Source organism: Ulvibacterium sp., assembly GCF_028285715.1.
GTDB lineage: Bacteria > Bacteroidota > Bacteroidia > Flavobacteriales > Flavobacteriaceae > Ulvibacterium.
The window spans coordinates 164,758-177,684 of sequence record NZ_JANQOO010000017.1 but is presented as its reverse complement, the minus strand read 5'-3'; the positions used below and the strand labels follow the sequence as shown (position 1 = coordinate 177,684).

Here is a 12,927-nt window from a genome sequence, read left to right as displayed (position 1 = left end):
TTAAAAAATAAAATGATGAAATATATATTTATACCAATATTTATGGTTGCGCTTTTGGCTTCATGCGAAAGCAATTTGGAGGAGGAGCCGTTTTCATTCATAACCAATGAGAATTTTTTTAATACGGAAGAAGATGCCATTTCAGGGATTAATGCCGTGTATGATAACTTAAGGGAAAATGGCTTTTACGGGAGTACTTACGTTACGCTGTCAGAACTTGGTGCGGATATTATAGAATATCGAAATGACGGTGATGCTGAATTCATAGGATTTGACAAAAATCAATTTGGTTCGGCATTCTCTCCGCTGAATAGTTTTTGGACCCAGGCATACAGTACGATCAACCGTGCAAATACGGTAATTGTGAATACCACCTTGGATAGTGAAATAGGGGACAGGGTAATAGCTGAGGCAAAATTCCTGAGAGCACTTACTTATTTCAATTTGGTTCGGGCTTTTGGCGATGTACCTCTCGTTCTGACACCTCCGGAAGGGATAGACAATCTAGCCATTCCGAGAGTCGAATCCTCGCAGGTCTACGATCAAATAGTTGGTGATTTGAATCAAATAATCGATAATGGAGATCTTCCGGAAACCTATGACAACTCATCCGATATCGGTCGAGCTACAAATGGGGCGGCCCAAGCGCTATTGGCCGAAATACAGCTTACGTTGGGCAATTATCAAGAAGCAAGAGACCTTGCCCAGCAAATTATATCCTCCGGTAATTATCAGCTCTTTGAAACCTATAATGATATATTTGATCTTGCCAATGAAAATGGAATAGAGCATATTTTTTCAATTCAATACAGTTGCGTAGAGCCTCAGTTTGCAAGTGGATATGCACAATCATTTGCCGTGGATTTCTTGTATCCCGGGTTCGGAGGATTAATGGTGAACGAGGATTTTGTAGCATCCTTTGACGATAACGATGTCCGATCAGATCTTATTTATACCGAAAAAATAACGGCATCGGGAGACACCTTACAGGTGAAACAAAAGCCAAGGCACGACAAGTTTTTTGACCCTTCACCATGCGGGAATAATGCTGCACAAAACAATTGGATCGTTTATAGATTAGCTGATATTTTATTGATTTTTGCGGAAGCGGAAAATGAACTATCAGGCCCTACTAGTGGGGCATACAACGCTGTGAACCAAATTAGGGAAAGAGCCGGAATAGACCCCTTAGCTGCAGGGTTGTCCACGGAGGCCTTTAAGGAAGCCGTTCTTCAAGAACGGGCTTGGGAACTCTATTCAGAGGGCCACAGAAGGTGGGATTTGCTGAGGACCGGCCGCTACATTCAACAAATGGAAAGTACAGGTATCCCGACCGAGAGTAAATATGTACTGTTTCCAATTCCTCTGCCTGAGCTGGACGCCAATAAGGAATTGACACAAAACGATGGATATTAGTCCAAGAAAGAAGGCATGGTTTGAAACCCCGCCTATTTTAAATTTTTGTGCGAATTGATGACATCTTTTTATTATAAATATTTGTTAGCTAAAACTTTTCATCATATGAAAAAATGGATATTCTTTTATTCGCTCGTATTACTCATCATTTGCCCATGTTCATGTCAAGAAGGAGAATTCTTTGATGTGGTAGTATATGGAGGAACCCCTGGAGGAGTCATCTCAGCTGTAGCGGCATCGAGGAACGGTGCCAAGGTACTGCTTATAGAACAGACCAATCATGTGGGCGGACTCAGTACAAGCGGCATAAACACAGCAGAATCGGAACATATGATCAATAAGGCGATTACCGGGATTGCATTGGAGTTTTATGTCCGCATGGGAGAGCAATTCCCTGATGGATATTTTGAGACATTTCATGATGGAAGAATGTTGAATTTTGAAAAGGGTGACCCTGCGTTCTTTTTTGAATCCCATATCGCAGAAGAACTGTACGTTGAGATGCTTAAGGAAGCGGAGGTCACTGTGCTCTATGGTAAATATGTGGACTCTGTTAGTAAAAAGAACAAAACGATTGATCAAATTGTTCTTACTGACGGTACCACAGTAAATGGGAAAATGTTCATAGATGCATCTTATGAAGGTGATTTAATGGCGCGATCCGATGTCTCCTATACTTATGGGCGCGAGGATAAAAGCACCTATAACGAGTCTTATGCGGGCATACGTTTCATGGATGACACCCTTAGTGCACGGACAATAGATCGCCATGGTAAAATACTACCCTATTTTTCAAAGGATTCCGGACTAAAACCGGGTACTGGGGATGACAGGGTAATGAATTATAATTTTCGCCTGTCAGCTACCAAGATTGATAGTAACAAGGTGGAGATTCCAAAACCTGACGACTACGAACCTTCTCAGTTCGACCTATTGCGGGATTATTTGAAAAATTACCCGGAGACTAAGCTAAATAGGTTGATGGGAATCTATGAAAGAGGCAGCGGAAAGTTTGAGTTCAACAATAAGCAGGACGCCCTAATCTCCTTGGGGCTTTTTGGAGGCAATAGGGAATATCCAGATGCCGACTATGCAACACGTAAGAAAATATTTGATGACCACAAATCCTATACCCTTGGATTTCTATATTTTCTTGGCCATGACGAGTCGGTTCCTGAAAAGCTACAACAGGAGATGCGTTCCTATGGCTTTTGCAAAGATGAATTTATAGACAATGATCACTTTCCTTATTACCTATACATAAGGGAAGCACGGCGGATGGTTGGAGATTTTGTTTTCACCCAAAAAGATATCTTGGATGAGAGGAGCAAAGAAGATGCGGTCATGTTGGGTTCCCATTGGATCGATTCGCACCATGTGCAAAGGGTTCAGGTCTCCGATTCAACCTTTACCAACGAGGGAAGAATTTGGCATAAGGTGACCGAACCTTACGAGATTCCCTACAGGATTCTACTTCCCAAAACTGATGAAGTCTCCAACCTATTGGTTCCCGTGTGCAGTTCATTGTCCCATGTAGCATTCTGCTCATATCGGCTAGAATCTACATGGATGCAGATGGGCCATGTTGCTGGAACGGCTGGGGCTTTAACAGTGAAGAACAAGACAACTCCTGCTGAATTGAAACTTAGTGCCTTGAGAGAACAATTAGCCAAGGAAGGGGTAATCTATAAAATTGAAGAGTTGGGAGAATATGATGACTATGATAACGAATAAAGAATACACTTTCAATGATGTTTCCTGCACTTTAGGAGGAGTATTGACAACTCCTTGCAGTTATCATTTTGTTGAAAATATTTGCCATTCGTAGAAGGTAGGTTTCCGCATAGTGCAAATGAACCTATTCAATAAAAGAATATAAAACCTTTGTTAGTTTGAGTTAGTTTTTTTTGAAAATGGGAACGTCGGGAAACCTTCGTTCCTATTTTCTTCAATGAATCTTTAAGGCTCCAACTTGCCCAGTAAGTAGGGAAAAATGGACTTTGGTCTTAAAGAATACAAAAGGCATGTTACGTTCTTGAAATCGATCTGAGCATCTAAGCTAGAAACAAAAAGTATTAACCTGCACAATATGAGAACATTAATCACTTTTTTATTTATTTCATCTTTTTTAATCTTGTTTGGTTCTTTCAAGCCCAAAAAAGCTGATTCTTCGTCCAAAAAGTTAGCTGTCATTTTTGATACCGATGCCAACAATGAACTGGATGACCAACATGCACTGGCCTATCTATTTTCCAATCAGGATTATTTTGATATTAAGGCTGTTACGGTCAATGCCACGCGGAATGGGGGAGCTGTTGATAGTCATTACAAGGAAGCCGAACGTATCATGAAGCTTTTCAATGTAAGGGAAAAAATACCTTTGATAGAGGGAGCCAATGGCTCCTTTTCCGAGATAAAGGGCGATTTAAAAAATGCAACTTTTGATGGATTCAAAGCTGTTGATTTTATTATTTCCGAAGCAAAAAGACATACCGATGAAAAATTAGTGGTCATAGCCGTTGGCAAGCTTACTAACATGGCATTAGCCTTAAAAAAAGACCCTACCATTGTGAACAATATCCGCTTGGTTTGGCTTGGTGCCAATTATCCAGATCCCGGAGAATACAATCTGGACAACGACATTGAGTCTATGAACTATATTCTAAAGACCAACATACCATTCGAAATGGTCACCGTTAGATACGGAAAACCTTCTGGCACGGATGCCGTTCGTGTTACCCAAACCGAAATAAACTCGAAAATGCCGGGAGTTGGGCCAAGAATAAGGACATATATTGTAGGACGACATGGCGGTGAATTCAACAATTTTGGGGATTATTCCATAAATCTTTTTACCCATATCGATTACCACGGTGACCCACCATCCAGATCTCTTTTTGATATGGCCGCCGTTGCTATCGTCAAAAATCCCAAATGGGCCAAAGCTACTGAAATTCCATGCCCGACCATGGTTGATAAAGTATGGATGGAACAGCCCAAAAATCCTAGAAAAATCCTTATCTGGGAGCATTTCAATAAAGAAGGCATCATCGCGGATTTTTATAAGGTTTTGAACAATTTTGATTAGAAAAAGTTGTATAAGAATGAGAAATAGTTCCTTGCCCCTGGGACACTATTTTCAAATCCATTCCGAGCACAAGCTCAACAGAAATGGAAACGAAAATCTCTTTATTAGGGGCCTCGGTCTCAGAGTAGCAAAGATCAATTACAAGCAAATAAAATAGGAACGATTCAAAACATCTACATGAAGCACATAATGAATAAGAGTTATAATAAGTTTTTCGCATTGGCAATTTTTTCATTAGCCTTTGGATGTAATACCCCTCCCTCTTCAGAATGGGATTTTCAATCGTTTTATAAACCAAAAGAGAATCCTATTGTTCAGGCAGATTCGTCTTTTACTTTTACTTGTCCCATAAAAAAAGAAGTTGTACAGTGGCAAAAAGCAGATGTTTTTAATCCTGCTGCCCTAGTTAAAGACAATAAGGTTTACTTGTTTATGCGCTGTGAAGATAATCCTAAAGCCACTCTTGGAGGGCGAACTTCGAGGATTGGTTTGGCCTATAGTGATGATGGAATTCATTTCACAAAACATCCAACTCCAGTCTTGTATCCCGATAATGGTCAATTTATGCAATATGATTATCCAGGTGGTTGTGAGGACCCAAGAATTGTGGAAACGGAAGATGGTTTATATGTGATGACCTATACTTCATGGAATCATAAAATTGCTAGATTAAGTATTGCAGTTTCAAAGGACCTAATGACGTGGAAAAAAAAGGGACTTGCATTTGCCAAAGCTCACAAAGGAAAATTTTTGGATCATTGGTCAAAGTCAGGCTCCATTGTTACAAAAATGGAAGGAGGCAAACAGATTGTGGCAAAAATAAATGGAAAATATTGGATGTATTGGGGGGAGCATTTTGTCAATCTTGCCTGGTCCGATAATTTGATAGACTGGATTCCTCTGTTGAATGAAGATAATGAACTCAAGGTAATTCTGGGGGCAAGGAAGAATAAATTTGACAGCGCATTAGCGGAATGCGGGCCACCGGCATTGATTAATGATGAAGGTATTGTGCTATTCTATAATGGTAAAAACTCCGATGATGCCACACGCGATAACAATTTACCAAAGGGCACGTATTCGGTAGGAAAAGCGGTTTTTGATATTAATAATCCTGAAAAAGTCATTTTTCGTTCCGATACTTGTCTGCTCAAACCTACATTGCCGCACGAGATGACGGGTCAATATAAGTCCGGAACCGTATTTGGCGAAGGGCTTGTGCATTTCCGATCGAAATGGTTTTTATATTATGGAACCGCCGATTCATATATAGGAGTGGCCATTTCTAAATAAAACGGGCAACCATTTGCCACTGATCAGATAGCTATCTGATGGCACCAGAAACTAAGATTATACAATTAACAAAAACATATAATGAGAAGCGAAACCATAAATCAAAACAGAGTATTCAAAACAATAAGTAACTTAAAAATCCTCATATTTATTTTCTTTTCAATTGCAGTTTTCGGACAAGAGGATGTGTATCATGGTATAAAGGAAACCGTCCCAATAATTCCACCTAACGATGAAAAGATTCGAACAATCATAGTAACCGATGCCAAAAATGAGATTGATGACGTTTGGGCCATTGCACTAGCTATTCTCTCTCCAGAAAGGTTGCAAATTGAAGGTTTTGTAGGAAGCAATTTTGATCACGTTTTTGGAGTTGGGAAAAAGAGCATCAGCGAATCGGTCAGTGTTATCAAGACCATCTTGGACAAAGCTGGTCTAAAGGGAAAATATCCGGTATACGCAGGTTCACATCCCATGCAATATCAGTTTGAGCCAAGCCACTCTGAAGGAGTCGATTTTATTATAGAAAAGGCTATGGAAGGGTCAAAGGAAAATCCCTTATGGGTCATAGGCCTGGGTTCCGCCACTGATTTGGCATCCGCCTATCTCAAAGAACCCAAAATTGCCGATAGGATTATCTTTTTTTGGCATGGCCGTACGGAGAATACGTGGCCCTATCGTGCACATAACTACAATGTGAAGGGAGACATGCACGCGGCCCGTATGTTGTTTCATTCGCCGGTTCCATTGGTGCTTTTTGATACGGGGACGAATTTATCGGCAGGTACTATGGAGGAATCCAAAGAGAAGGTAGAGCCCTTTGGGGAACTTGGTAAGTACCTCTACAATTACCGTTTTAAAAGTGACTATTGGCAAGGTACAAAAAAGGGTTTTTTTGACCTTGGGGACATCGCTGTTTTGATCGATCCTGAATTGGGCCAATGGGAAGAAACGGTTTGTCCCACTATAACTACCTATATGGACTATAATTTTTATAAAACGAACGGTAAATTTTTGCGGTGCAAAAAAGTGGATCGCAATGGCACTTTCAAAATGTTATATAGAAAGTTGGAAGAATTTTGGGCATCACGGAAATGATTGGATCAAATCGGAAATAGGTCATTTGAATACCTCTCAAGAGAACAGAAATTAGTATGAACAGGTCAATTAAATGAAAATGAAAACATTCAAGTTCCTTATTTGTAGTGTTGCCATTGTATTTACGTCATGTACTTCGAATCCTCCTGAAGAAAGCGCACCGCCCAATGTTATTATTGTAATGACCGATGATCAGGGTTATGGTGAGTTCTCTTTCAATGGAAACCCAGTAACACATACACCTCACATAGATAGGTTGGCCAAGGAAGGAACCCGATTTACGGATTTCCATGTGGCCCCAATGTGTACACCTACAAGAGGGCAACTATTAACCGGAATGGATGCCTTTAGAAATGGGGCCATTAATGTCAGCAGTGGAAGAACCTTGCTACGTCCTGAACTAAAGACCATGGCCGATGTATTTAAGGAAAATGGTTACGCTACCGGCCTTTTTGGGAAATGGCATTTGGGCGATAATTATCCTTTCCGACCAGAAGACCGTGGTTTTGAAGAAGCCATATGGTTCCCATCTTCACATATTAACAGTTTACCAGATTATTGGGACAATGACTATTTTGACGACACCTACATTCATAACGGAGAAAGGGAGGCTTTTGAAGGATATTGTACCGATGTATTCTTTGATGAAAGTATCAAGTGGATGGAGAAAAGTGCTGACTCAAAAAAATCGTTCTTCACCTATATTGCGCTTAATGCCGCCCACTGGCCTCATTTTGTCCCCGATCGTTATCGAGATCCTATCCGAGAGGCAATAGGAAAAAATCCCAAACTATTTAAAGACCTGGACGATGAAAAACGAAAAGAATTAGTCAGTTTTTTGGCTATGGGAGCCAACATTGATAATAATATGGGCAAGCTTCTGGACTTTTTGGATAAATCCGGTCTTGATGAAAACACCATAGTGGTTTTTCTCACGGACAACGGAAGCACATTTGGGAAGGACTATTTTAATGCAGGTATGAAAGGAGGGAAAACAACCCTCTGGGAAGGTGGACATCGCGTTCCCCTTTTAATGAAAACTCCCCAACATTTGTCAAAACTACCGTCAAAAATAGAAGAGCTATGTCATGTCCAGGATTTATTGCCTACACTGTCATCCATGTCGGGAATCACAGATATCCCCAAAAAGCTGGACGGTGTGGACCTTTCCCCATTACTTAGAGGAGAGAAAGAAAAACTGGATGATAGAATGTTGGTCATAAACTACAGCCGAATGCCCATGTTCCGGGTAAACTATACAAACGAAAATCCAGCCATCCCCATGAAAGATGGTGCCGGAGTCTTATGGAAAAACTGGCGATTACTTGAGAATCGCGAGCTGTATAATATTTCGACCGACCCCCATCAGGATAACGATGTAGCCGCAGACAATCCAGAGGTTGTTGCAAAAATGCGGGACCATCTGGACGAATGGTGGGATGAGGTAAAAGATATGGTCCGTGAACCACAACGCGTCATCATCGGAAGTGAATATGAAAATCCAATGTTGGTATCCGCGTGTGAGTGGCTGGATGTTTTTGTCGATCAGCAAATACAAACCCGCTATGGGCCAAGAAAAAATGGAATCTGGCATTTATCCGTAGCGGAAGCTGGAGAATATGAGTTTGAACTGCGCCGATGGCCCAAAGAATCCGACTTTAGCGTTAGACAAGGAATTCCGGAGAAAAAAGTAACGGACGGCACTTTTGTTAAAGGTGTCGGTTTTCCGATATATTCGGCACGGATAAAAATAGGAGGCAGGGAAAAATCGGTAAAGATTTCCGAAACGGATGTTTCTGCAAATTTCACCTTTGAACTGGACAAAGGGAATATTGAAATTCAAAGTTGGTTTAATGACCAGAAAGAGGAGCCCATTTTAGGGGCATACTACATGTACATAAATAGAAAATAGTTGGGGAGCTCATTAAATGTAATTTACAAGTTATCTCCGAGATAAGCCATTCTTTATAAGGATCCACTTGAGATATCCATATACGATATTAAAGTTTTTTGTTCCAAGGACCGGAGTTTAGTCGGAATCTACTGGATTTCTCAACATATTTTATGAAACGGCCGTTTTTTGAAACCATTCAATAATCGAAATGTTTCTAATAATTAGGAGTCTCTTTTCTGGTCTTTTTTAATGGTTTTGGTAATTTGCCTTTTGCGGGAATTTTTCAGGCAGTTTTCATTCGGTCAACATTGTAGACCTTTCTTCTATTAATTTCGACTAAAATCAAAAGTTATATAAAATCAAAAACCCTGCATTTTCATATAGGGTTTACGCTTTAAGTGACCTCCACAGGATTTGCTGACGCACATCCTGACAAAGCTCCGCTTTGAAAATAATTCAAACAAAAAAACGCTCAAGTGAACTTGGCGTTTTTCTTATTGAACTATTTATTCGTGACCTCCACAGGATTCAAACCTGTAACCTCTTGAGCCGTAATCAAGTGCTCTATTCAGTTGAGCTAGGAGGCCTCTCCAACAAGGGGTGCAAATATATTTCTTTTTAAATTTAGGGCAAAATTACATTGACCAAAAATATGGACCTAAAAACCTTTATCCGCGATATACCCGATTTTCCCTCTCAAGGGATTCTTTTTAAGGACATTACCCCACTTTTAAAAAACCCCAAAGCGTTGCGGACAACAACGGAAAGATTAGTACAAATGGTCCATGATGAAATCGATATCGTGGTAGGAATGGAAAGCCGCGGATTTTTCTTTGCACCGGTCTTGGCTTCGTCCTTAAACGCCGGTTTTGTTCCTGTACGTAAGCCAGGAAAACTTCCTGGAAAGGTAGTTGGGGAAACCTATGCTCTGGAATATGGGCAGGACACCTTGGAAATTCTTGAGGATAGCATTTCCAAAGGAGATAGGGTTTTGATACATGATGATGTCCTGGCCACGGGCGGTACCGCCAAGGCCACCTGTGCGCTGGTAGAACGTCTGGGCGGAAAGATAGTACAGTGTAATTTCCTGATTGAATTGGATTTTTTAAGAGGTAGGGAACAATTGAACGGTTTTGACGTGAAATCGTTAATGCGCTATTGATCCAGTGCATTTATGGTAACATAATACCGCCAACCGATAATGGCCAGTTGCAGCTTGGAGGCCCGGGATAGATCTAATCCTCTTTTGGTATAACTTGGTAGCAACACCTTATTTAGTTGGGCCAAGAGCTTGAAAAATACCTTCTTCAAAATGTTCGGTTTTACCAAAAATACAAAATAAAAGCCCGGTCTTAGACCGAGCTTTTGTAACAAAATACTACTTTGAATTGCTTTCTATCATCTTCTTGGCCAGTTCGGCCCCTATCAGGGACTGCAATAAATTGGTATCCGTATTTTGGGAATCGCCCCCTTCAATGAAGATTTCGGGTAGACTAAGATCTTTTAGTTCCCTTGCAACCCCTACAGAGGTCTTATATTGCCATTCTGCTCGTTCTTGGGGCGTAAGTCCCGCATTGACCAGTTTGGCATTTTGATAGGCCTCCGCATCTGCTGCTACCTTTTTACTCTGCGCCTTGAATTTTTCCACTTCAAACTGCTTCTTCTCCTTCACAAGATTAAATTCAGCTACCTTGGCCTCGGTTTCCGCGGCTATGGTCTTTTGTATCTGCTCTTTCTCCAAACGGGCCCGTTCTGCCGCCTTTTCGGCCTCACCCCGAGCTTTTTCCTTTTGGGCACGATAGAACTCACGCTCTGCTTGCTGCTTTTCCAACTGGGTTTGGGCGACCTCTTCTTTTTGCAATTGGAGTCGCTTGTCAAAGGTCTCCTCCCAGTCAATTTCGGTTACAACCGCCTGAACCACTTTAAGACCATAGGCTTTTAAGGAATTGCCTTGTTCGCGTACAGGTTCTCCATCTATTCGCTTTATACGAAAACGCTTTTGCTTGGACTCTTTGTTAACAACACTACGAACCGTTGTGCTGTCCCCAATGATTTCCCTGCTTTCATTCTCTACATACTCTTCTAGGACATACATACCGTTTTCCAGTTGGTCTTTGAAGTATCGGTCAAAATCCGAAGCCTGTCCGGAAATATAGTCCTGGGCATCCATAAGTTTACAAGTATTCTTTATGGATTGGTCAATATTGGGGATAATCCGGGACCGTATTAAATTTTGTTCGGTTTTATTACGGTCCGCCACGGATAGGAACTGATTTTCATCCTCTGTGTTGATACTGATGACCACGGAGGTTGCGATTCTTGCCTTTACCGCATCGCTAAAGGCCCAATACTTTGCAGCATCCACATTGGCATATTCGCTTTGTTCGCCCAATTCACCATTCGTATTGGGGATCACATATTTTATGGGCAGTTCAAATTGGATAGGTATCAATCTTCCCCACATCTTGGTATGGATACCCTGGCGGAAAACGGCCTTTTGCCCGCCCCATGGGTATTGAACTGCATACGCGGTACCGGGTTCCGCGTAAAACAATGTTCCCGTAACAATGCTTAATATAATGCCTAAGAGTACGATCTGTAGGCTTTTTCTTTGGGTAAACCACCCGAGCAATCTATGATTTTTAAATATGGGTTTCGCCAACAAAGTGAGAATCCCAATACCAATAATAAGTATTCCAAATAAGGTTAACATAATATAACGTTTTAGAGGTTAGACAATAAGGATAATAATAAAAGGCAAATGATGATTTTTATGATGGTGATCATTGTTGTAAACTTTCTTTAAGGATTAGGAATTGTATTCAGATAATCGATTATCCATTTAATATATATAATTAAAATCTATACATCCTAACGATTTGATCGAAAATAATGCAATTGAATATAGTATTGTAAGTAAAAAAATAAGATATATTTCAATTAGTTTTAAAACGTCTTGTCAAGAGTTTTAAATTGAAATTTCAGAAAGCCTGGATGTTACAGTTTGTAACAAATGAAGGGGCATTTTGGGCAATCTTTTTGAAACCAAGGGCCCTTTTATCCAAAAAAAGGGGGCTTTTTGGCATTTTGATCTTTTATTCGCCTTAGGGAATCATCAAATTCAGGGATTTGGACGCTCTGGATAAATCAAAATCTTAAGGGTATATTTGCCCTAAACGGCGGTTATGCAGAATGTATTTTACATCATAGTAGGGCTTATACTTTTGGTCGCCGGTGGTAATTGGTTGCTAAAGTCGGCCGTGGCACTTTCCCTTCGTTTGCATATTTCCAGAATCATAATTGGAATGACCGTGGTTTCCTTTGCCACTTCCGCTCCCGAACTGATAGTCAGTGTTAATGCTGCTTTAAACGGATTTCCGGATTTGGCTTTGGGCAATGTCGTAGGGTCCAATATTGCGAATTTGGGCCTGGTCCTTGCCATCATCATTATTATTGGGAGTATTGATGTTCGAAAGAGCTTTTATGTCACGGATTGGCCTGTGATGATGGTATCCTCTCTCTTATTTTTTGTATTCATCTATTTTGATGGGGAATTGCAGCGTTATGAGGGAGGTATCATGTTCCTAATCCTGTTTCTATTCTTGGTCTATCTGTTGCGTTATCAAAAGCCTGCTGTGGTAGAGGGAGTCCCCACAAACGTGCTGCCTTTACCTCTATATAAAGCCGTGTTATTGTTGGGAATAGGGGGAGGAGCGCTTTGGGGAGGCTCGGAAATATTGGTAAAGGGAGCTGTCGGCTTGGCTACTTTTTACGGAGTAAGTGATCGTATCATTGGAATTACCGTGGTGTCCGTCGGAACCAGTATCCCGGAATTGGCTGCATCCATAATTGCCATTATCCAAAAAGAAAAGGCCATTTCCGTTGGCAATCTTATTGGATCCAACATTTTTAACCTTTTGGCGGTTCTCGGAATTACTGCCATGATTAAGCCGATTCAGGTAGTAGACCCGAGATTATTGGAAAACGATATCTTTTGGATGTTGGGAATTTCCTTTTTGATATTACCCCTGGTTTTCTTGCCCAAAGGACTGCGTCTTGGTTGGCGGGATGGCACAATTCTTGTAGGAATTTATACCGTATTCATCTATTTTACGGTAACCTAAAGACCTCCATTTTT

10 protein-coding genes and 1 tRNA gene are annotated in these 12,927 nt (G+C 40.8%); 8 read left to right on the top strand and 3 right to left on the bottom strand.

Going from position 1 to position 12,927, the window contains the following annotated elements; translation table 11 throughout:
• Positions 1–12 precede the first annotated feature (12 nt).
• From Q0993_RS07770 to Q0993_RS07745, 6 genes are all read left to right on the top strand, one after another.
• Positions 13–1,416 carry a RagB/SusD family nutrient uptake outer membrane protein gene (locus tag Q0993_RS07770; RefSeq protein WP_299531511.1) on the top strand — a complete coding sequence of 468 codons (1,404 nt, stop codon included), beginning with the start codon at positions 13–15 and terminating at the stop codon, positions 1,414–1,416.
• A gap of 105 nt (positions 1,417–1,521) precedes the next feature.
• Positions 1,522–3,150: an FAD-dependent oxidoreductase gene (locus Q0993_RS07765; protein WP_299531508.1), complete on the top strand. Its 1,629-nt coding sequence runs from the start codon at positions 1,522–1,524 to the stop codon at positions 3,148–3,150.
• A 355-nt stretch (positions 3,151–3,505) separates the two neighbouring features.
• A complete protein-coding gene (locus Q0993_RS07760; RefSeq protein WP_299531506.1) occupies positions 3,506–4,504 on the top strand; it encodes a nucleoside hydrolase in 999 nt (332 codons plus the stop codon).
• Between the two features lie 177 nt (positions 4,505–4,681).
• On the top strand, positions 4,682–5,797 hold the full coding sequence (locus Q0993_RS07755; protein ID WP_299531504.1) for a glycoside hydrolase family 130 protein: 1,116 nt from the start codon (positions 4,682–4,684) through the stop codon (positions 5,795–5,797).
• An 81-nt stretch (positions 5,798–5,878) separates the two neighbouring features.
• On the top strand, positions 5,879–6,895 hold the full coding sequence (locus Q0993_RS07750; protein WP_299531502.1) for a nucleoside hydrolase: 1,017 nt from the start codon (positions 5,879–5,881) through the stop codon (positions 6,893–6,895).
• 79 nt (positions 6,896–6,974) lie between these two features.
• Positions 6,975–8,807: an arylsulfatase gene (locus Q0993_RS07745; RefSeq protein ID WP_299531500.1), complete on the top strand. Its 1,833-nt coding sequence runs from the start codon at positions 6,975–6,977 to the stop codon at positions 8,805–8,807.
• Positions 8,808–9,302: 495 nt separating this feature from the next.
• Here Q0993_RS07745 and Q0993_RS07740 read toward each other — a convergent pair.
• Positions 9,303–9,376 (bottom strand) — tRNA-Arg (locus tag Q0993_RS07740).
• A 65-nt stretch (positions 9,377–9,441) separates the two neighbouring features.
• Here Q0993_RS07740 and Q0993_RS07735 point away from each other — a divergent pair.
• Positions 9,442–9,951, top strand: coding sequence for an adenine phosphoribosyltransferase (locus Q0993_RS07735; protein WP_299531498.1), 510 nt, complete (start codon positions 9,442–9,444; stop codon positions 9,949–9,951).
• Here the strand turns inward: Q0993_RS07735 and Q0993_RS07730 are convergent.
• Both Q0993_RS07730 and Q0993_RS07725 read right to left on the bottom strand, forming a co-directional pair.
• Entirely contained in the window at positions 9,945–10,100 is a 156-nt protein-coding gene (locus Q0993_RS07730) for an SsrA-binding protein (RefSeq protein ID WP_299531496.1), read from the bottom strand. The genes Q0993_RS07735 and Q0993_RS07730 overlap by 7 nt on opposite strands.
• Before the next feature lie 67 nt (positions 10,101–10,167).
• On the bottom strand, positions 10,168–11,502 hold the full coding sequence (locus Q0993_RS07725) for a cell envelope integrity protein TolA (protein WP_299531494.1): 1,335 nt from the start codon (positions 11,500–11,502) through the stop codon (positions 10,168–10,170).
• Positions 11,503–11,974: 472 nt separating this feature from the next.
• Here Q0993_RS07725 and Q0993_RS07720 point away from each other — a divergent pair, with 472 nt between their 5' ends.
• Positions 11,975–12,913 carry a calcium/sodium antiporter gene (locus Q0993_RS07720; protein ID WP_299531491.1) on the top strand — a complete coding sequence of 313 codons (939 nt, stop codon included), beginning with the start codon at positions 11,975–11,977 and terminating at the stop codon, positions 12,911–12,913.
• Positions 12,914–12,927: the final 14 nt, after the last annotated feature.